Here is a 21,045-nt window from a genome sequence, read left to right on the forward strand (position 1 = left end):
AGGTTTTAAGCCTCTACTTTATAGCCAACTCCCCAAACAGTCTGAATAACATCTTCGCCACCAGTTGCTTTTTGGATTTTATCACGAAGGTGGGAAACGTGGACCATAACAGTTTTAGCGGAAACAATGGATTCTTGTTGCCATACTCTTTCAAAGATTTCATCAGCTGAGAAAACGCGATTTGGATGGCTTGCTAGTAAATAAAGAATTCCAAATTCCAAAGCTGTTAATTGAATATCCTTACCGCCGATTGTTTTTACTTCATGAGAATCACGATTAATTACAAGTGGTCCAACTTCTAAAACATCAGGTTCGTCATCTTTGACTTGCTTTTGACTACGACGCAAAAGTGAACGTACACGAGCCATTACTTCTAATGGATTAAATGGTTTAGAAACATAATCATCTGCACCAGTAATTAACCCTTGAATCTTATCCATATCTCCAGTCTTAGCAGAAACAATGATGATTGGAATATCCGAATCTTTTCTAACCTCCTTAATCACTTCGATCCCTGTCATATTTGGCATCATGACATCTAAAATCATTAAAGCAATGTCAGGAGTGGTAGTTAATTTAGTAATTGCTTCTTTACCGCTATAGGCTGCAATTGGTTCATATCCTTCATTTTTTAGGTAAATGCTTAATAATTCTACGATTTCTTTATCGTCGTCAACAACTAAGATTTTCACAGAGAAAACCCCTCTCTTTTGATTAATACATTATCTTACATTACTTATAGTTTAGCAGACCTCATGCAGTCTATTTTACACATTTTCAAAAAATATACAGTCTTCATATAATTTTTTTACTAAAAGCTAAAAAATACGCTCCTCTCTTAACTGAGAAAAGCGTATTTTATGTGAGATTAATATCTCGATTAATGTGCTGCATGTTTATCATCGTAAAGTTGAGTTTCAATATAAACACAAACAATGAACAACAAAGCAAAACAACAAAGTTTAGGAATTGAAGCATAATCGAGCATACTTGCAAAACCAAATAAAATTCCGTCTGGAATGACCCACCAAGATCCAACCCAGGCATTAAAGGTACTGCTAAAAGTTCCAAAGAATGCAATCAAGATTGTTAAAATGATCAATATTGATGTCAAAATCATTCCGGGCCTAGTATAATCCTTGAATCCGTGGTCCCAATAGACCATCACGCCTAGGAGCACCAATAAAATCGATGCCATCCATAAACTACTCTTCCTCATAATAAAGGCCTTCTTTCCGCCTTCATTTTACCACTTTCAGCTTATAGATATAGAGCCTAACACTTATTGAATTTCTTTCTTACCAGTATAAAGTTCGTAGTAGTAGCCTTTTTCGGCAAGAAGTTCTTTATGAGTACCTGATTCAATAATATGACCATGATCAAGAACCAAAATAAGATCTGAGTTAACAATTGTAGACAAACGGTGCGCAATTACAAAACTTGTTCTACCAGCAAGCAAGTTATCCATACCCGCTTGAACCATCTTTTCAGTTCGTGTATCAATACTTGAGGTAGCTTCATCCAAAATCATTACTGGCTCATCCGCAATCATTGCCCGGGCAATACTGAGCAATTGCATTTGACCCTGTGATAAATCGCCACCATCACCGTCAATCACAGTATCATACCCATCATCAAGCTCATGAATAAATTCATCCGCATGTGATAAGCGTGCAGCTTGATAGACCTCATCATCACTAGCATTTGGATTACCGAAACGAATATTATCCATAATAGTTCCTGTAAACAGGTGTGTTTCTTGCAATACAATTGAGAGCGATCTTCTTAGATCATCCTTTTTAATATTCTTAATCGGAATACCATCATAAGTAATCTCGCCAGAACTAATTGGATAGAAACGGTTAAGCATATTAGAAATCGTCGTCTTCCCAGCTCCAGTTTCTCCAACTAAAGCCACCTTCATCCCCGGTTTGGCATTGATACAAATATCATACAAAATCTGCTTTTCAGGTACATAAGAGAAGTTAACATGATCAAAAATAATATGACCACGTACTGGAACTTTCTTGGTGCTGCCATCTTTTTGAGGAACATTCCAGTGCCATGCACCTTCAACTTCTTTATCTTTAGAAATTGTAACCACGCCATTATCTGCTTCAACAGGTTCATCCTCTAATTGGAAAATTCTTTGTGCACCAGCTAAAGCCATCACAATCGAGTTCAATTGTTGAGAAATCTGAGCAATTGGCATACTGAATTGTCTAGACAATTGCAAGAATGAAGCAATTGCACCCAAAGTCAATGGTGCCCAGTTATTAATAGCAACGGCTCCACCTAAAATTGCAATTAATACATAAAGTAAGTTCCCCATATTACCCATAATTGGGAAAAGGATAGTTGCGTAAGTGTTAGCTTTTCCAGAAGCGATTCTCAATTCATCATTATATTTTTCAAAGCCTTCCTTTACTTCTGGTTCATGTGAAAAAACCTTGATAACCTTTAAGCCGTTAAGCATTTCTTCGTTATAACCATTAATTTGGCCAAGTTTCTTTTGCTGAACCTTGAAGTAGTAACTAGACTTTTTAGTTAAGAAACGAACAATTCCAAATGATAAGGCGAAGATGATAAATGAGAAGATCGTAAGCTGCCAGCTCAAACTAAACATGGCGGCAATTACGAAAATCAAAGTCAAAGCTGAGTTAGTAAACTGTGGGATTGACTGCGAAATCATCTGCATCAAAGTATCGATATCGTTGGTGTAACGTGACATGATATCGCCGTAGTCATTTTGGTCAAAATAAGCAATTGGCAAGTTCTCCATGTGGGTAAACATATTGTTACGTACCCGGAATTGAACCTTTTGGGCCAAAATTGCCATTAACATTGTGAATAGATAGTTAGAGATAAATCCAATGGCATAAATACCTAACATTACCCAAATTGCATATGCAAGCGGACCGTAGTTAGGACTCTGACCATGTTGTACCTGCTTAACTAAAGGCGCAATGTAGTTATTAATTAAACGCTCAATAAATAAAGTACCTATAACGTTGGCTCCAGCCGACAAGATAATGGTAATTATTGAGGCAATGAACATCCATGGGCTAGTAGTTAAGATTAATTTTAATAATCTAGCTAAAGTACTAGAATGATGAACTTTTTCATTATTTACTGTTTGATCCAAAATTAATCACCCTACTTTCCATTTTCTTCTTGGAACTTAGCAATTGAACTATAGAGAGCGTTACGTTTCATAAGTTCATCGTTTGTTCCGATATCTTCAATTTTTCCATGATTCATTACAATAATGCGATCTGCATCCTTAATGGAAACGATACGCTGAGAAATAATTATCTTAGTGGTTTCTGGCATATCTTTAGCCAAAGAATGACGAATTTCTCGCTCAGTACTGGTATCAACAGCTGAAGTTGAATCATCCAAAATCAAAATCTTTGGATTCTTCAAAAGCGCACGAGCAATTGTCAACCGTTGCTTTTGACCACCTGAAACGTTATTACCACCTTGTTCAATCATCGTATCGTAGCCATCTGGCATTTCACGAATAAAACCATCTGCATGGGCAATCTTAGCTGCTGCAACGATTTGTTCATCAGTTGCATTTTCATTACCCCACTTCAAGTTGTCTTTAATGGTACCGGAGAATAAGATGTTCTTTTGCAATACCATCGCTACGTTATCACGTAAACTCTTTAAATCATATGACTTAACATTGTGTCCAGCCACCCGGACTGCACCCGCCGTTACATCGTACAAACGTGGAATCATGGAAACGAGAGTAGATTTAGAAGACCCAGTTTCTCCAATGATACCAATTGTTTCTCCGGGTTTAATATGTAAATCGATATCATCTAAGGCTAAATGCTTATCGGATGGATCATATTTAAAGCTAACATGATCAAACACCACTTCTCCATTAGTAATGGTCTTAAGCGGTTTTCTTGGATTTTCAATGGCTGGTTTTTCAGTAATTACGTCAGCAATACGACGACCACTCGCGCCAGAAATAATCAATTGAGTCGCAATCATAGCCAAAATGTTCAAACTGAACAAAACAGAGTTGGAATAAGAGAACATTGAAATTAATTGCCCAGTTTGCAAAGTTCCACCAACAATTTCTTTAGCACCAAACCAGCAAATTGCTAAAGTTGCAATATTAAGTACGGCCATTACAACTAGTGCGTTTAATGAAATAATCTTTTGTGCAGTAGAGAATAGCTTATAAATGAAACCTGAGGACTTTTCAAATTTCTTAATTTGTGGTTGTTCTTGGACATAAGTCTTAACTTCGCGAATCCCACGTACATTTTCACGCACTACTTGGTTCATACGGTCATATCCCTTAAAGCTCTTTGGGAAATACGGATAAGCTGATTTAATAATCAAAGCCAAAATGATGACAAAAATCGGTGCAATTACCAAGAAAATTAATGATAATCTTGGGCTGATAATTATTGACATAATTACTGACACAATTAACATCATTGGTGCTCTAACCGCAATTCGGATCAAAATCTGATAAGCGGTTTGAACATTAGTTACGTCAGTAGTTAAACGAGTTACCAAACTTGAACTTGAAAACTTATCAATATTTTCAAAAGAATAATCTTGCATATGATAAAACATATCTTTACGCAAGTTAGCCGCAAAACCAGCTGCTGCGTGAGCTGAAACATAGCTGGCGCTCGCACCCAGAATTAACGAAACAATTGTAATTATGAACAAGATTAAGCCCCATTTATTAATGTAAGCCATATCTCCTTTCATAATCCCTTTATCAATTAAAATACCAACCAAATACGGAATCAGCATTTCAATTATTACTTCGCCAATAACAAAAAGTGGTGACAGAAGTGATAATTTTTTATACTGCCGTATTGATTTACTTAGTGTTTTTATCAATTAAAAGCCCCCTTCTTTATGCACACAAATATTAAAAAGGATAAATAGGCAAATAACACCTACTTATCCCTTTACATCACTATTTAGATTATACCAATTCCATTAATTAAGCAACTTTATTTCTGTCTTGGTGCAGGAGCAAAAGTTGAGCCTGTAATATCATAATGGCGTCTAAAGAGCCAGCGTATACCATAAGCAATGGCCGCAATAATGATATCTACGACTCCTGGTAGAGTTGGGTTAATTACTCGAATACCCGGAAGAGTAATTATCCATAACCAAATAAACAAAGCAATCAACAATCCTAGCATCCCTAAAATTGCTTTCCCCCAGGATACTCGGGTCTTGCCTTGGCCTTTACCAGGAACAACCCAATCATTGTACTTAGCCATATAGATCCCCATTAATACCCCAACACTAACTAAAGTTAGGATTCCAGTTTGAGGGTTGTCTTTTTGACCACTGCTTTGAAACATTTCAAGTACACCAAATGCCCCAACAAAGAATACTAAGTAAAGAAGGGCACTATCAATTGCTCTTTGCCAAAATGGGTGAACTACAGGCTTTTTGTTCTTAGGACTAAGCATATCCATGGCTTTAATCTTAGGGGATGCCATGTAAAGTCCATTAGCTGGTTGACCATGACGTTGAGCAACGATGATTTCGGGCAAAAGTTCATTTACCTTACTTTCTGCTTCTTCCAAGGTCATTTTACCCTGAGCTTGAAGTTCTTTTTGAAGACGAAAAACATAGTCAGAATTCTTATTACTGAGAAGTTTTCTTAATTCAGCAGGTGACTTAGTTTTTAATTCGTCATCCTTATTTTGACTCTCAGTTTGATTTTTAAGTTTTTCTTGTTTAGATTGATTAATTTTTGCAGTATTATTCTTCTCTTCTGCCATTTTTCCCCCTAGACATTAAATCTAAATTCAATAATGTCACCGTCTTCAACAACATAATCTTTACCTTCAAGACGAAGTCGACCAGCTTCCTTAACCTTTTGCATAGTTTCAAGTTTGTTCAAATCGTCAAATGATACAACTTCGGCACGAATAAATCCACGTTCAAAGTCGGAGTGAATAACTCCAGCAACTTGTGGTGCCTTCATCCCTTCGTGGAAAGTCCAAGCACGAGTTTCTGGACCACCAGCAGTAAAGAATGTACGAAGACCCAAAATATGGTAGGCAGCCTTAATCAAACGATCAAGTCCAGATTCTTCCACGCCTTCCATTTCAAGAAATTCTTTTCTTTCATCTTCATCCATAGCAGCAATTTCTTCTTCAGTGGCTGCACTAATTCCTAAAGCTTCTGCATTTTCACTTTCCGCATGCTTCTTAACGATTTGGTAGTACTTATCGCTTTCTGGATCTGCCATTGAACTTTCTGCAATGTTAGCTACATAAATAACTGGCTTAGAAGTTAAAAGGAAAAGACCCTTAACAATCTTTTGCTCATCCTTGTTAAAGTCAAGTGAACGAGCAGCATTTCCTTCTTCTAAAACTGGCTTAAGCTTTTCAAGTACAGCCATTTCAGCCTTAGCTTCCTTATCACCTTGTTGAGCAACTTTCTTAACTTTATTGATACGACGGTTAACTGCATCAAGGTCTGCAATTGCAAGTTCCAAATTAATAGTATTGATATCTTCTTCTGGATCAACCTTACCAGTAACTGAAGTAATGTTGTCATCATCAAAAGCACGTACTACGTGAACAATCGCATCGGTTTGACGAATATTTTCAAGGAACTTGTTACCAAGACCTTCACCCTTGGAAGCACCCTTAACAAGTCCAGCAATATCCGTAAATTCAAAAGTAGTATGAACAATCTTCTTAGCAGGAATTAATTCTTGAATTCGAGCAAGACGCTTATCTGGTACTTCCACCATTCCTACGTTTGGTTCAATGGTTGCGAATGGGTAATTAGCCATTTCCGCACCAGCCTTTGTAATCGCGTTAAATAAAGTTGACTTACCAACATTTGGTAAACCTACAATCCCAGCAGTTAGTGACATTTTTATCCTCTTTTTCTTTTATATATTTGTTACCTTTTTATTTTAGTAAATTTGGGCGTGCAATGCGATCCTTTGGCAAATAATATTCCTTTTTTGCATTGACTGGATCATTAGCCTTCGTTAAAACCTTCTTGAGCTTTTTAGTAAATTCAGCTCTTGGCATCATAATTGTACGACCACATCCCATACATCTTAAACGAATATCAGCACCCATGCGCACAATCTCCCAATCATTGGTCTGACAAGCATGAGGCTTCTTCATTTGTACAGTATCGCCCAAATCATATGAATCATTTTTAATCATCGAGATCAACCCCTAAAATGTTAAGGATTCGGTTCAATTCTTCAGTTGAAGCAAAATCAATTGAAAGGTGTCCCTTACCCTTTTTATTTTCAGAAATATTGACAGTTGAACCAAATTTATTAGCCAATTGACTTTCGCTAGCTCTAATAAAAGCAGATTTTTTAGCTGGCTTTTTTTGTGCCTTTTTAGCATTTAACTTAGCCACTAAGGCCTCCACTTTTCTAACTGGCATTTCTTCGCGTACAACGCGTTTTGCCACATCATCGATACGGCTCTTATCTTTTAAACCAAGTAAAGTTCTAGCTTGTCCCATGGAAAGATCTCCGTGTTGAAGCAAACGTTTAGTCTTACTTGGAAGCGTCAATAAACGTAAGTAATTAGCAATATAAGGACGAGACTTGCCCATTCTCTTAGAAACTTCTTCTTGAGTTAAGCCAAGATTCTTTTGAAGCATATCATAAGCTTGAGCTTCTTCTAATGGAGTTAAGTCTTCTCTTTGTAAGTTTTCTAAGACAGCAACTTCCATCATTTCGCTTTCATCAAACTTGCGAATGATAGCAGGGATAGTTTCCTTTTTAGCAAGCTTAGATGCTCTAAAGCGTCGCTCACCAGCAATAATTTCATAGCCATTGACAGATTTGCGGACGATAATGGGTTGAAAGACACCATTTTCTTTGATGGAATCTGACAATTCTTTTAAGCTCTTATCATCAAAAGTCTTTCTGGGTTGATATGGATTGGGGCGAATTTCACTTAAATTGAGTTCTTGAATTTCCTCAGCTTGTTCAACTTGGGGTTCATCTTCAAACAAAGCTTCAATTCCGCGACCTAAGCCACCCTTTTTTCTTGGTTCGTTATTTCTTGAGTCTCTTACCATGAGCTTTTAAAACCTCTTTTGCTAAATCATCATAAACCTTGGCACCACGTGAACGAGGAGCATATTCAGTAATTGGCTGTCCATAACTTGGAGCTTCGGCCAATTTAGTAATTCTAGGAATAATTGTCTTATAGACCTTTTTATTAAAGTAAGATTGAACTTCTTTAACCACCTCAGCTCCCAGATTAGTTCGAGCGTCAAGCATTGTGAGCAATACTCCTTCAACTCCTAAATCCTTATTGAAGTGCTTTTGCACCAATCTAATCGTATTTAAAAGTTGACTCAATCCTTCCATGGCATAATATTCACTTTGAACAGGAATCAAAATTGAATCAGATGCAGTAAAAGCATTAATTGAAAGCTGTCCCAAAGACGGCGGACAATCCACAAAAATAAAATCATAGTCATCGTTCACTGTATCTAGCGCTGATTTTAGTCTAGTTTCACGTGCCATCATGCTAATCAATTCAGTTTCAGCTCCAGACAAGTTAATCGTTGCTGGAACAATATCCAACTTTTTAGTTGAAGTATGGTGAATAGTTTCTTTTAGAGGGACTTCATCAATTAAAACATTGTAAATGTCCTGGTCAATCTCTGATTTTTCGATTCCTAAACCAGAAGTAGCGTTTCCTTGAGGGTCAATATCAACAATTAAAACGCGGTAACCACGGTCGGCAATTGAAGCTGCTAAATTAATGGTAGTGGTAGTTTTACCAACACCACCTTTTTGGTTAGCAACTGAAATTACATTTACCATCTATGCTTCCCCTCCTATTTTCTTTTCATTTCAATTGTAATGCGGTAATCATCTGGATTATTATTTTCCTTTACCTTAACTTCAATTCCAGATTCTTCAGCAAGTTTAACAGCGCGTTTAATAGTGTTAATTTGAACTTTTAAGTCCTTAGGCATTTTATTAACTACACGCTTCTTTGACTCTGATTTTCCTTGCTTTTTAGCTTTCTTAGTCTTTGGGTTAAAGTATCCGTCTACATCTTTAACAATAGCTTCAGTTTCTTTAACATTTAATCCCTTAGCCAAAACTTCATTAAGAACTTTTTCTTGCGTCTTTTCATCAAGACCAACCAAGGCACGACCATGACGAGCTGAAATATTGCCATCGATTAAAGATGCTTGAACCTTTGGAGTAAGTTTAAGCAAACGCAACTTATTAGCAACGTAAGATTGAGACTTACCCATTTCCTTAGCTAAAGCAGTTTGAGTTAAATCATTGAGTTTCATCAAATTCTTGTATGCTTGAGCTTCATCAATTGGGTTCAAGTTTTCTCTTTGTAAGTTTTCAATTACAGCAAGAGAAGCAGCTTGATCGTCATCCATTTCTTTAACAATAGCTGGAATAGTTTCCCAACCTAAACTTTGAGCAGCACGGTAACGACGTTCACCAGCAATAATTTCATAACCATTATCAGATTCTCTAACCACAATTGGTTGAAGCAAACCTTCTTTATCCAAGGTTTGAGCTAACTCACTGATTGATTCCTCGGAGAATTGATGTCTTGGTTGATATTGATTTGGTTCAATTTTATCTAAAGCTAAATCCTGAATTTGTTTATTTTTTGGGACTTCATCACGATGTCCAAAAGAAAAGAATGCCATAATAATCTCCTCCAATACTATTTTTACTTAATTGGTTTCTTTCTTGGTGTACCAGCTTGACGTGGATATTTTTTAGGGGTATTTTTAATTTTTTGAATCAAAACTAAGGTCCGTTCTTCGTCGCTATTTGGCAAAGTAAGCTCCTTATCTTTGATCAATTTCCCACCAAGTACACTTAGAGCTTTTTGACCTGTTTTGAGTTCATCTTCAGCCTTCGGACCCTTCAAAGCAATAAAATATCCGTCTTTTTTAACAAGAGGTAAGCAATATTCACTTAAAACTGTCATATTGGCCACAGCACGAGCTGTTACTAGATCAAACTTTTCACGATACTTACTGTTTTGACCTACATCTTCAGCACGACCATGGACTAATTCCACATCACTTAGGCCTAGCTTTTCAACTAATCCTTTCAAAAAAGTCAATCTCTTAGCTAAGGAATCTACAATAGTGATCTTCAAACTTGGCATAATAATCTTAATAGGAATTGATGGAAAGCCTGCGCCGGCTCCCACATCACAAAGAGTCATGTTCTCTTTAAATACATCCCCAAATTCAAATAAAGACGTAATGCTGTCGTAAAAGTGCTTTAAATAAACATCTTTTTCTTCAGTAATGCGCGTAAGGTTAACATGCTTATTAGTTTCAATTAAATCCTCAAAATATAATTGAAACTGCTTTTTTTGTTTTTCAGTTAAATCAATGTTATGTTTTGACAATTCTTCAATAAATTTATCAGGATTCATTTTTCACCCGTGAAACCGTGTTTCACACTTTCTAAATTTAACACTTTTTCAGCCCTCAATGAAGGCTAGTTCATTAAGTACAATTATGAATTATTTTTTATAAATCGTCAAAGTTTCACAACCAAAAATAAGGTATAATTTTGTGAAAAGGAAGGTTGAAAATATGATAGTTACTCTTATTGTTTTGTTGTATTTAGCCTACAGAGCATATATGGGCTATAAAACTGGCTTTACGCGCTATATTATTAATTTGATTTTTAGTGCGCTGGTATTTATGATTGCGATTTTTACCCAAAATCCATTGGGCAACTGGCTATATTCTGAAATCACAGGTCATCAAATCCAAACCAATTTAACTGTGGAAACTAATTTGATGATTTTCAGATTTATTGCCTTCTTTATTGTTTTATTTGTCGGTAGAGAAATAGTTAAAATCTTCAAATCATGGCTACCAAGTCAAAATCCTCACGCTACAAGTGTGGGAAGTATGTTAGACGGAGTTTTAGGAGCAATTGCATCCCTAATTGCTGGCTACTTCTTAGTATATGTAGTGTTATCAATGTTTAATGCAATCCAGAATCCATGGTTTTTGCAACAAACTGTGGATTCTCCTATATTGCGCTTTATCATTTACAACACTCCAGGTTTATCTAATGGTATCTTTAACAGCGTATTCAGTATCGGAAAGACCGTCGGATAAAAGACTTCCTAATGTTGGATAAAGCTTTCGTTAAAGAAACAGCTCTTAATAATTGTATCTTCCATACTGATCAAGTCTGTCAATATCGGAATCCAAAATACCAATGTGTTTTATGACCAAGAGTACAAGAAGAATAAATTAAGAGGCTTAACTCCGAAAGAATATCGGAATCAAGCCTCTTTTAAATTGGTTACTTTTTAGATCTCAGTTCATACTGAAAGTCGTCATATTCTGTATTATTCAACTATTTTAGTCTTACTAATTAAGCAACTAAATAGACAATTCACTAGAAGAAAGCAAGCTTGCACAACGATTTGATAACATGGTTAAGTGTATAATCCACTAGTTCTTTTTTAGCCTGCTCCACCTTTTCACATTGCATAAAATTACGGAATCAGATTCGAAATATTTAAAACTTTGAACTATAACTTGTACAATAAAAATTGAAATAGGATAAAGTTTTAAAGAAAGAAGAATCGTTATGAAATTTATTTCGTGGAATGTTAATGGCTTTCGCGCTGCTTTAAGACATGACTTTATCGGTACTTTTGATAAACTTGACGCGGATATTTTTGGTATTCAAAATATTCGCCTAAGTCAAGATGAAGTTCATCTCCAGTTCCCAGGCTATTATGAGTATTGGAACTATTCAGATGAAAAAGGTTATGATGGTGTAGCTATTTTCACCAAAAAGAAGCCTTTAGCTGTTACTCTTGGAATTGGTATCCCTCCTTATGATAGACAAGGACGCACAATTACTCTTGAGTACTCTAATTTCTACTATATCAATACTTATGTGCCATTTTCAGGTGAAGACTTATCCCGTTTAGGCTTTAGAATGGGCTGGGATGATGCTTTTAGAGCATATGTTGCTGACTTAATGAAGAATAAACCAGTAATTATTGGTGGTGACATGAGCGTGGCTAATGAGCCAATTGATTTGGCGGAACCTGACGAAAATCGTCATCACGCAGGTTTTACTGAACAAGAACGCAGTGATTTCAAGAAATTACTTAAGCTTGGTTTAGTCGATACCTTTAGATACATGCATCCCGAAAAGGCTGGCAAGTATACTTATTGGAGCTATCGTTACAATGCACGTTCTAAGAATAAAGGTTGGAGATTAGATTATTTCTTAGTTTCTGATTCACTTAAATCAAGCATTAAAAAGGCCAAAATCTTAAGTACAATTCCTGGCTCAGACCACTGTCCAATTAGTCTTAAATTGAACATGAACTAGTTTTATGAAACTAACAATAAAGAGCAGTCCAGCGGCTGCTCTTTTATTTATTACCAAAATTATCATATTCAACATGCTCATCATTGTAAACAAAGATTGCTCCAATTCGATCTGGATTATCATGCCAGCCCTTAATTGGATGTCCCGCAAAAAACAATCTCTTACACTCAATTTCAGCTTCTACAGAATCTTTAGTAAAAGTTGTTACTCCAGCTAAATTAGTTTTAACTGGATAGCCAGTTCGTGGATCAATTAAGTGATGATATTTTTTGCCATTTACAACTAAATAGCGTTCATAAGTCCCACTCGTTACCGCAGAACACTTAGGCACCATCACAGATGTAATGTTGTCGCCCCGTGGTTCTTTAGGATCTTGAACTCCGATTGTCCATTGACCATTGGGTCTTTTTGGTGAATCACCTACTAAAAGAATGTTTCCACCTAAATTGATTATTCCCGCATTTACACCATATGCATGCCAAAAATCGCGAATTCGATCAGCGATCCAGCCTTTGGCAATACCACCTAAATCAAGTTCCATGCCTTTTTGTGTCAAAAATACGCTCTGATTATCATCATTTAGTTCCACATTATAAGGATCTGTCAGACGCATCTTTTCTTTAATTTGACCATCACTTGGTACATGTGCACCTTTAAAGCCAATATGCCACAACTTTACTACTGGCCCAATTAAAGCATTAAAGCCAAAATTTTCGCGGCTCTTTTCCACTGCCAGTTTAATCAAATCATAAGTTCCACTTGAAACTTGAACTGGATGGTCTCCAGCGGCATGATTCACATCCATTACTTCCGATTGATCACGATTTACGGTTAATAAATCTTCATAGTGATCAATCAAATCAAAAGTTTTTTGAACAATTCTATCATCAGTTGTCCCAAAAACTTGTAAAGTAATTGAAGTACCTAAAGCATGATGGTGGCCAACTGCCTGTTCTAACGCTAAATCTTTAATAAATTTATCTTCCATTTTTATTTCTCTAAATATAATTCACGTAATGCTTCTTGCAGATCTAGGGTTACTCCCAATTCATTCTTGAGATAATTATCAAATCCACCAAATTCTTTTTCAATAGTGATCAATGATGTATCTAAAAAAGCATCGCTTACTGATCCTAATATCCTCATGTTAGCACGAAAATATAAATTCTCGCCATTTTCTTTCATTATGCGATCGCGCTTAGCCCGATAATCGTTAAGCATATAGTTAGAATAAAGATAATCTTGCCGAATGGTTTCCATATCTACACCTAAAATATAAAGCAAAACAACCGTCACTAGTCCTGTACGGTCTTTACCTTCTGAGCAATGATAGAGGACTGCTCCTTCTTCCGTGTTAGCAAGAACTTCTAAAATTTTGTGGAGAGTTATTTGCGCATGTTTTTTAGCAATGTGATTATGGTACCGTTCGCACATCATTCTAAATCCAGCGTATTCATCAACGCGATATTTTTCAAAAATTTCTTCGAGGTTTTTCTTACCGCCGGCAGTATTATCACTTTCTGAAAGGGCTAAATTATAATGTTTAACCCCATCAATTTCTTTATCGGGATGTTTTTTACATTCAAGTTTAGAACGTAAATCAATAATCTTAACTAAACCGTAGTCCTTTAAAAATTCCTCATCTTTTTCAGTTATCTGACTAATATTTCCAGTTCGCAACAAGCGATGAGACTTAATTTTTCGATTATCTAGTCCCCTATATCCACCTAGATCACGGGGATTGCGCACGCTTTTAAGGGGCAATATGTTTGGCTTTAGCATTCTGCGCACATCCTTTCTTAGCAATTTAAAAAGTCTGGGACTTTTTGTCTCAGACTTCATTTTACAACTTACACAAAATTCATGGCAAAAGTTTTATTTTTGAGTTTGCTTAACAAACTTAAAGAAGTTGTCCATTGCAGCATCAAGTTGCTTAATTGCATCTTCGTTAATTAAGTCGCCACTTTCCTTATCGAAACTATTTGCTGCACTACCAATTAAAACTTCATTACCTGGCAAAACGTTAGCACTCATATCAGGTGAAAGCAAAATTTCACGAGCATCTTCTTGAGCACGACTTGTACCTTGAATACCGTAAGAAGTACCAACCACAGTAACTGGCTTCATCTTCATTACATTAGGGCCAGCATGTGAACCAAGCCATTCAAGACTACTCTTTAAAGCTGCAGGAATTGCATGATCATATTCTGGAGTAGTTAAAATAATCCCGTCAGCATCTTTGATATCTTGAATCCACTGTTTAGTAACTTCATCAGGTTCTTCAGTTCTGCAAAACGGCTTGATCTTATCGATTTCTTTTACTTCAATATCAGCTTTATCACCATAACGCTTTGCGATATATTTTGCTAAAAAGCGGTTATATGAAAAAGGTGCATTCGTTCCAACAATTGCTAATAATTTCATGATTTACCTTCCTTACTTAGTAACTTGCTTGTACCAATCATCTACTTCGTCAAAGAAGTGATCTAAGAACTTAACAGTGCCTTCGTTAACTAAGTCACCATTTTCATCAAATTGCTTTGGTGCGTTACCCATCATGAATTCATCGCCGTTAAAGACAACTGCGCTAAAACCAGGAGATGCTAAGATACTCTTCAAACGAGTTTGGGAACGACTACCCCCTTGAGGCATTGGAGAAGTTGAAACAATAACAACTGGCTTGTTATGGAATGGGTGAACTGAACTTGATAACCATTCCAAAGCGCTCTTTAAAGCACTAGTTACTGAGTGTTGTTGTTCAGGAGATGCAATTAAAACAAGATCGCTATCTTCAATTTGTTTACCTAAAGCCAAAACATCGGCTGGAGCATCTACACCTTCTTTATACATTGGTAAGCCTTTAACAGTTGCTAATTCAAAATCATATTTATTGCCAAAGTGCTTAACAATATATTTAAGTAGAGCCTCATTAAATGAACCATCGGCATTTGAGCCTGATAATGCAAGGATTTTCATAAAAAACCACCTTTCGAAAACTAATTCCTTATAATTAATTATAGCCTAAGTATATAACTTTGCGTATTTTCTTCAGTTTAATAACAAATTTTTATAGCAAAAAAAGACGCCCCAAGTAATAGGAGCGTCTTCTAATGACCGAAAGCACAGTGAATCAATGAACCTAAGCCAATTGATCCTTAAGAGATGCATCTTCGTCTGCAGCAAACATTGGGTTTTCTTGAGTTTCGCTGAGACGATTGTTAAGCATAGCATCGTGAATTTGTGCATTAAGTACGTTAATAATTTGAGTTTGATTGAAAGTTGCAATCTTATTTACAACTAATGCAGCCATACCAGTAGTTGAAATCCAGTTAGCAATTACAATATCATGAACTCTGTCTTCATCATATTGAGTATCTGGGTATTGTTCCTTAAACGTTTCAGTTCCAAGGTCCATTAAAGTATCTGAGATAACTTTGCTACCAAATTTGCCATCTACAAACATAGCACGGAATAAGTTAACGTGCTTTTGTGCAAATTCAATGTATGATAGATCTAAATCGATCAATGCATCCCCTGTGTAACTTTGTTGCAATGTCTTAGTTCTCAAATCATTTGAGATTCTTTTAAGAACTTGTTCACGCAAATCATTCATATTGTTGAATTCAAGGTACAAAGGTTGAGTTGAAAAGTGACCTGTTTTTGCAATACTACGAGCAGTCAAACCTTCGATACCATCTTTTACTGCCATTTTGTAGGCGACATCTAAAATCTTATCTCTACTTATTTCTTTCTTTCTTGCCATTTTAATACACCTCAATCATAAATTTAACTGTGCTTTCTAGTTACAGTCGTTATTTTTCTCTTCACTGACTATAATAGTACGATTAAATAACAAATTCAAGGGTTAAATGACTATTGTTTTTTAATTTATAATCTTTTAAACAAAGAAGTATCACGAGCTCCAGTAAATTGGTCATAATTTGAGTTAACCATTTCAATAACTTCTTGTTTGTCTAGACCTTGTGAAGCGCAATATGAAAAAAATGCAGCTGAAAGAATATAGCCACGTTCACGATCATCGGTTAAGTTATTTGAAAATTTCATATTAATTGCATGATTTTCATAATCGGTGTCTAATTGAATTGATTTATTTTCTGGTTGATTATCCATATTAATCCTCGTCTTTTTACAAAATCCAGTAACATTAAGTTACAATAATTATAATCCTTACATTAGAAAGTGTGAAATCATGTCTACAAAAATCGGTCGTTCATCATGTACTTCAATTTTAATTGGGAAAAAGGCCTCCCTTAATGGCAGCGTGATCATTGGAAGAAACGAAGACGCCAAGACTGCGTGGCCAAAGCATCTTGCTTTTAATAAGCATGAAACTATTGAAAATAACCATTTTAAATCTAAAGACAACAAGTTTGAAATTGATTTACCAAATGAAAAATTTGCTTACTCTTCTACTCCAGAATGGACAGATAAGTACGGTATCTTTGAAGAAGATGGAATTAATGAATACCATGTAGCAATGAGCGCTACTGAAAGTGCCTACGCTAATAATCGTGTAATGGCAATTGATCCTTTTGACACCGAAAAAGGGATTTTAGAAGAGGCGATGATTACCGTAATTTTACCTTATATCAAGTCTGCGCGAGAAGGCGTAAAGCGTTTAGGTGATATCGTTGAAAAGCATGGGGCCGCTGAAGCAAATGGAATTTTGTTCAGCGATAATAAAGAAGCGTGGTATATGGAAATTGGTTCAGGTCATCAATGGGTAGCACAAAGAATTCCAGATGATTCTTATGCTGTCGTAGCCAATCAACTTTCTATTCAATCCGTTGTTTTTAACGGTAATGACTTCATGTATTCTAAGAATTTACAGAACTTCGTGTATGATAACAAGCTCTGGCCTGAAGATGCTGTTTTCAATTGGCGCAAAATTTTTGGTACTCATGATGATAGTGATCTTCACTACAACACCCCAAGGGTTTGGATTGGTCAAAAACTCCTCACCCCATCAGTTGAACAAAATCCTGAAAGCTTTGAATTACCATTTATCCAAAAACCAGATCATCCTATTTCTATTCAAGATGCACAGGCTGTTTTAAGCAATCACTATCAAAATACTCCATACGATTTAACTAATCCAAAGAATAAAAATAATGCTACTTTCCGGCCAATTTCAGTGGCAACCACCCAAGAATCTCACCTACTTGAATTAAAAGATGAAGATATGACCCACTGGCTAGCAATGGGTGTTAGTGCACAAAGTGTTTATGTGCCATTTTACCCACAAGGTACTAAGGTGCCTCGCATGTATAAATATGGCAAGGAAACTTACTCAACTAATTCTGCTTACTGGGTATTTAAGCTTGCTGGCAATTTAGTTGACCGCAGCTGGAGCAAATATGGAACTGAGCTTGTAAATGCCCAAAAGGCAGCTAGTCAAAAAACCATACGTATTCGCTACGAAGCGGACCAAAAGCTTGCTCAAGAAACTGATCCTGATAATAAACTTGAAATTGTTAATAAAGCCAACAATGACATGGCTAAAGCAGCCATTGATATCTACCAAAAATTATCAGCTCAATTAATTACAGCTCAAACTGCTGATTCCCCATTGAGATTCAAGATGGATCCAAACTTATAATCGATGATACAAAAATGCGTTGAGAATACCCTCAGCGCATTTTACTTTCTTGAAAATTATTTCTTTTGACTCATCTTTCCATCCATCATTTCATAAATATGATCGGCATATTTTTCCAAACGAGGATCATGAGTAACTAAAATAATTGCTTTATTTCGTTCTTTGGCTAGCTTTTTAAACAATTTTCCTACTTCTTCTACATTCTGACTATCCAATGACGCGGTTGGTTCATCAGCCAGTAAAATTTCGGGATTAGCATATAATGCCCGAGCAATCGCAACCCTTTGTTGCTGGCCACCAGATAATTCATTGGGATATTTCTTGACCAATTTTTCAATTCCAAGGTCTTTAAAGAGTTTAGCTAAATCTTCCTTCGACAAATTGTTTTGCTTTTTAACTTTATCAACTAGAACAAATTGTTCATTCACTGTCAAAAATGGTACTAAGTTGTAAGCTTGTAAAACAAAACCAATCTCATTTAAACGTAAATTCCCTCTTTGCTTTTCTGAATAATGACTAATATCTTGCCCATTAATCAAAACTTCACCTGAAGTTGGTCTTTGCAGTGACCCTGCAATTGTCAAAAAAGTACTCTTTCCGGCACCAGAAGGCCCCATAATTAATACTACTTCACCTTTGTTAGCTTTAAAATTAACGTCCTTTAAGGCTTCAACTTTGGCTAAGCCTTTTCCATAAAACTTATCAATATTTTTTAATTCAATTACTGCCATTTTTATTCTCCAATCGCCTTTGCAGGATCAACTTTCAAAATAGATCTAATAGGAATTAAGCTACCAATGATTCCCATCAAAAGCATCCCTAAACTACCTACAATCATAATTGCTGGCGTAAAGTCCATTGGTACAGATTTTGGCAACGCAACAGCGGTAATTCCCATTGCAATTAAAGCAATAATAACGCCGACTACAACCAAGATAATTGATTGGCTAATCGTGGCCCCAACTAAGGTTTTAGATGGAATCCCCTGTGCACGCATTACGGCAAAGTTGTGCATCTTTTGCATTGTTAAAATATACAAGAATACAGCAATGATGATTAAGGAAATTACAAACAAAAATCCAATCATCAATTCAAAGGTTGCATTTTGAGCTGTGTAGCCTGGAAGTTTATTAATAAAAGTCTTAATTGGATAAGTTTTAGCATTCTTGTAATGGTAATTAAACTTACTACTCTTAGAAATAATTGCCGAAGCTTTAACATTGACCATTCCCTCACGCAAACTCTTCCAAGTAGCCATCCGACCATAAATAATTGGAGCAATATTAATCTTGGCATTTTTGACAAAGCCAACAATTTTATACTTCTTCTTAGAATCGTTTAAAGTAATCTTGTCACCTAATTTATAACCTTTTATCTTAAAAGCTTGATCAACAGTTACTTCAGTAGCTTTTTTAGCCTTTCGACCAGCAATTAATTCTTGATCCTTATAAATAAATTGTGACTTGTTAACTCCTAAGAACTGAGCTGAAATTGAAGCATGCTTGTCTGCTTTAGCAACAACTGGTGTTTCACCTACAATTGCTTCATTTTTGCCCATTTTGACATTCTTCAGATCTTTTTGGGTAAGGACTGACTGCGACATATTAATATTGGCATTTTTATTCAAAACTACACTTTTAGCTTGCCATGAATTAATTGCCTGCGTATTTTCACTAGCTAATCCTAATGCTAAAGACGATAACATAAAAATTAGATAACTAATTAAAAAGATCATCAAAATAATTAGCCCATAACGCAGCTTTTCTTTTTTGATTTCTTTAAATGCAAGATACATTATTTATTAGCCCCCTTATCAATTAAATAGAGGCTCTCTTTATAACGTTTTAAGTTAGCTTCTCGATTATCTGGATCAGCAAAAACAGACACAATTACTTCATGACTTAAAACCATCGCACTCCAAATTTCAGGAGTCATGTGAAGCAATTGCTCAGAGTTCGTCTTCATACTGCCAGGAACTACAGCTTCATTTCTAAGCATATGAAGCTTCATCATTGGTTCATACTTACTGTGCTGAGTTTTACTGATAAATTTGCATACTCGATCGTAGAAAAAATCGGGATCAAACTTATCTGTGGGCTGCATATTCATATGAATTTCTTGAATTGCAATTTTAAATAAATATGTATAAGCATCCGTTAAATCATCAAAGTATTTGTAAAATGCGCCTCGCGCAATTCCAGCTTCTTTTACAATCCGAGCCACTTGTGCTTCAGTAAGAGCATGGGTACTAAATTCATGCAAAAGCGCCTCTGTGACTCTCTCCTTTTTTTCTTCTGGTAAATTTAAAAATGTCGACTTAACCATGTTATTCTCCCTTTCATTGACACTCTGTCACTTAGTACATTCATCATAGTAACATCTTGACATCGTGTCAATACTTTTGTATAAAAAAACGGCTTAATAGCCGTTATTTTTTACGCTAAAATGCGATTATAGTAAATCATCCGAGCAATATTTTCACGTACACTAAATTTAACTAAGCCACAATTAGCAATTGTATCAAATCCACTAATGTCCCCATGGGTTAAGTAATGAGCAGCCATCATTCTAATCAAAGTTCCGTGCGCTACAACTAAAACTTTGCCATCCGGGTACTTTTTGTACATTTCATCTAAAAAGTCTCCGCAGCGCTTATTTAACTCTTCATGAGTCTCACCATTTGAAGCATAGTCGACATAATTCTTGGCTACTTTTCCCCAGGGATCGATAGCATCTGGATGCCTCTTCTTCATTTCAGTCAAAAGCTCCCCATCCCATTCACCATAATCAAACTCAAGCAAACGGTCATCAGGAATAAGCTTCTTTTGTCCTTTAGTAAAAATTTCAGCAGTTTCTACTGCACGATCCAGTGGACTTACATAAACTGCATCAAACTCACTCGGATCAAAATTCTTAGCTGCTTCTTCCGCATACTCCCGTCCTTCTTTATTTAAACTAAGATTTACTGATGAACCTTGAATTCTACCAGACTTATTGAGATCGGTTTGTCCATGTCTAATAAACACAATTTCCATAGTTACTACCTCTT

24 protein-coding genes and 1 pseudogene are annotated in these 21,045 nt (G+C 35.9%); 4 read left to right on the forward strand and 21 right to left on the reverse strand.

The genetic code is table 11. The features are described 5' to 3' along the window. Positions 1–5 precede the first annotated feature (5 nt). The 11 genes from croR to rsmG form a co-directional block, all read right to left on the reverse strand. Complete coding sequence (croR, locus tag KBW87_RS07315) at positions 6–692, reverse strand: response regulator transcription factor CroR (protein ID WP_057808866.1); 687 nt, start codon at positions 690–692, stop codon at positions 6–8. A gap of 188 nt (positions 693–880) precedes the next feature. Then, positions 881–1,219: a hypothetical protein gene (locus tag KBW87_RS07320; protein WP_004040326.1), complete on the reverse strand. Its 339-nt coding sequence runs from the start codon at positions 1,217–1,219 to the stop codon at positions 881–883. Positions 1,220–1,282: 63 nt separating this feature from the next. After that, positions 1,283–3,145: an ABC transporter ATP-binding protein gene (locus KBW87_RS07325; protein ID WP_057808868.1), complete on the reverse strand. Its 1,863-nt coding sequence runs from the start codon at positions 3,143–3,145 to the stop codon at positions 1,283–1,285. A gap of 11 nt (positions 3,146–3,156) precedes the next feature. After that, the gene (locus KBW87_RS07330) at positions 3,157–4,881 is read right to left on the reverse strand and encodes an ABC transporter ATP-binding protein (RefSeq protein WP_057808870.1); all 1,725 of its coding nucleotides are present in this window, start codon (positions 4,879–4,881) and stop codon (positions 3,157–3,159) included. A 116-nt stretch (positions 4,882–4,997) separates the two neighbouring features. Next, on the reverse strand, positions 4,998–5,783 hold the full coding sequence (locus KBW87_RS07335) for a DUF1129 family protein (RefSeq protein WP_004040318.1): 786 nt from the start codon (positions 5,781–5,783) through the stop codon (positions 4,998–5,000). A gap of 8 nt (positions 5,784–5,791) precedes the next feature. Continuing rightward, positions 5,792–6,892, reverse strand: a complete 1,101-nt coding sequence (gene ychF, locus KBW87_RS07340; RefSeq protein WP_057808872.1) for a redox-regulated ATPase YchF — start codon at positions 6,890–6,892, stop codon at positions 5,792–5,794. Between the two features lie 37 nt (positions 6,893–6,929). Then, positions 6,930–7,196 (reverse strand): DUF951 domain-containing protein, encoded by a 267-nt coding sequence (locus KBW87_RS07345; RefSeq protein ID WP_057808874.1) that lies wholly within the window; start codon positions 7,194–7,196, stop codon positions 6,930–6,932. Next, a complete protein-coding gene (locus KBW87_RS07350; RefSeq protein WP_004040308.1) occupies positions 7,189–8,073 on the reverse strand; it encodes a ParB/RepB/Spo0J family partition protein in 885 nt (294 codons plus the stop codon). The genes KBW87_RS07345 and KBW87_RS07350 overlap by 8 nt, the downstream gene beginning before the upstream one ends. Beyond that, positions 8,051–8,830, reverse strand: coding sequence for a ParA family protein (locus KBW87_RS07355; protein ID WP_057808876.1), 780 nt, complete (start codon positions 8,828–8,830; stop codon positions 8,051–8,053). Before KBW87_RS07355 ends, KBW87_RS07350 begins: the two co-directional genes overlap by 23 nt. 14 nt (positions 8,831–8,844) lie before the next feature. Next, positions 8,845–9,690, reverse strand: a complete 846-nt coding sequence (gene noc / locus KBW87_RS07360) for a nucleoid occlusion protein (protein WP_004040304.1) — start codon at positions 9,688–9,690, stop codon at positions 8,845–8,847. A gap of 23 nt (positions 9,691–9,713) precedes the next feature. After that, complete coding sequence (gene rsmG, locus KBW87_RS07365) at positions 9,714–10,436, reverse strand: 16S rRNA (guanine(527)-N(7))-methyltransferase RsmG (RefSeq protein ID WP_057808878.1); 723 nt, start codon at positions 10,434–10,436, stop codon at positions 9,714–9,716. Positions 10,437–10,599: 163 nt separating this feature from the next. Between rsmG and KBW87_RS07370 the strand changes: the two genes are divergently transcribed. The 3 genes and pseudogenes from KBW87_RS07370 to KBW87_RS07380 all read left to right on the forward strand — a co-directional run bounded on the left by KBW87_RS07370 (position 10,600) and on the right by KBW87_RS07380 (position 12,376). Beyond that, positions 10,600–11,136, forward strand: coding sequence for a CvpA family protein (locus KBW87_RS07370; protein WP_057808880.1), 537 nt, complete (start codon positions 10,600–10,602; stop codon positions 11,134–11,136). A gap of 11 nt (positions 11,137–11,147) precedes the next feature. Continuing rightward, a pseudogene (locus KBW87_RS07375) lies at positions 11,148–11,337 on the forward strand (IS3 family transposase); the annotation flags it as partial. A gap of 280 nt (positions 11,338–11,617) precedes the next feature. Beyond that, positions 11,618–12,376, forward strand: a complete 759-nt coding sequence (locus KBW87_RS07380) for an exodeoxyribonuclease III (RefSeq protein WP_057808882.1) — start codon at positions 11,618–11,620, stop codon at positions 12,374–12,376. Between the two features lie 43 nt (positions 12,377–12,419). On the opposite strand, the gene KBW87_RS07385 is transcribed toward KBW87_RS07380, so the two are convergent. The 6 genes from KBW87_RS07385 to KBW87_RS07410 form a co-directional block, all read right to left on the reverse strand. Beyond that, complete coding sequence (locus tag KBW87_RS07385) at positions 12,420–13,364, reverse strand: FAD:protein FMN transferase (protein WP_057808884.1); 945 nt, start codon at positions 13,362–13,364, stop codon at positions 12,420–12,422. Between the two features lie 2 nt (positions 13,365–13,366). After that, positions 13,367–14,158, reverse strand: a complete 792-nt coding sequence (locus KBW87_RS07390; protein WP_057808886.1) for a tyrosine-protein phosphatase — start codon at positions 14,156–14,158, stop codon at positions 13,367–13,369. Between the two features lie 93 nt (positions 14,159–14,251). Further along, positions 14,252–14,800 (reverse strand): NADPH-dependent FMN reductase, encoded by a 549-nt coding sequence (locus KBW87_RS07395; RefSeq protein ID WP_057808888.1) that lies wholly within the window; start codon positions 14,798–14,800, stop codon positions 14,252–14,254. Between the two features lie 12 nt (positions 14,801–14,812). Then, a complete protein-coding gene (locus KBW87_RS07400) occupies positions 14,813–15,352 on the reverse strand; it encodes an NADPH-dependent FMN reductase (RefSeq protein WP_057808890.1) in 540 nt (179 codons plus the stop codon). 163 nt (positions 15,353–15,515) lie between these two features. Next, positions 15,516–16,139 (reverse strand): TetR/AcrR family transcriptional regulator, encoded by a 624-nt coding sequence (locus KBW87_RS07405; protein WP_057808892.1) that lies wholly within the window; start codon positions 16,137–16,139, stop codon positions 15,516–15,518. A gap of 125 nt (positions 16,140–16,264) precedes the next feature. Further along, entirely contained in the window at positions 16,265–16,507 is a 243-nt protein-coding gene (locus KBW87_RS07410; protein WP_004040295.1) for a hypothetical protein, read from the reverse strand. 79 nt (positions 16,508–16,586) lie between these two features. Here KBW87_RS07410 and KBW87_RS07415 point away from each other — a divergent pair, with 79 nt between their 5' ends. Further along, positions 16,587–17,996, forward strand: coding sequence for a C69 family dipeptidase (locus tag KBW87_RS07415; protein WP_057808893.1), 1,410 nt, complete (start codon positions 16,587–16,589; stop codon positions 17,994–17,996). Positions 17,997–18,052: 56 nt separating this feature from the next. Here the strand turns inward: KBW87_RS07415 and KBW87_RS07420 are convergent, their stop codons facing one another. The 4 genes from KBW87_RS07420 to KBW87_RS07435 all read right to left on the reverse strand — a co-directional run bounded on the left by KBW87_RS07420 (position 18,053) and on the right by KBW87_RS07435 (position 21,031). Continuing rightward, positions 18,053–18,727: an ABC transporter ATP-binding protein gene (locus KBW87_RS07420; RefSeq protein ID WP_057808896.1), complete on the reverse strand. Its 675-nt coding sequence runs from the start codon at positions 18,725–18,727 to the stop codon at positions 18,053–18,055. Positions 18,728–18,729: 2 nt separating this feature from the next. Then, positions 18,730–19,791 carry an FtsX-like permease family protein gene (locus KBW87_RS07425; protein WP_057808898.1) on the reverse strand — a complete coding sequence of 354 codons (1,062 nt, stop codon included), beginning with the start codon at positions 19,789–19,791 and terminating at the stop codon, positions 18,730–18,732. Next, the gene (locus KBW87_RS07430) at positions 19,791–20,321 is read right to left on the reverse strand and encodes a TetR/AcrR family transcriptional regulator (RefSeq protein ID WP_057808900.1); all 531 of its coding nucleotides are present in this window, start codon (positions 20,319–20,321) and stop codon (positions 19,791–19,793) included. The genes KBW87_RS07425 and KBW87_RS07430 overlap by 1 nt, the downstream gene beginning before the upstream one ends. A gap of 110 nt (positions 20,322–20,431) precedes the next feature. Then, entirely contained in the window at positions 20,432–21,031 is a 600-nt protein-coding gene (locus KBW87_RS07435; protein ID WP_057808902.1) for a histidine phosphatase family protein, read from the reverse strand. Between the last annotated feature and the right edge of the window lie 14 nt (positions 21,032–21,045).

The sequence above is a fragment of the Lactobacillus intestinalis genome, from assembly GCF_024397795.1.
GTDB lineage: Bacteria > Bacillota > Bacilli > Lactobacillales > Lactobacillaceae > Lactobacillus > Lactobacillus intestinalis.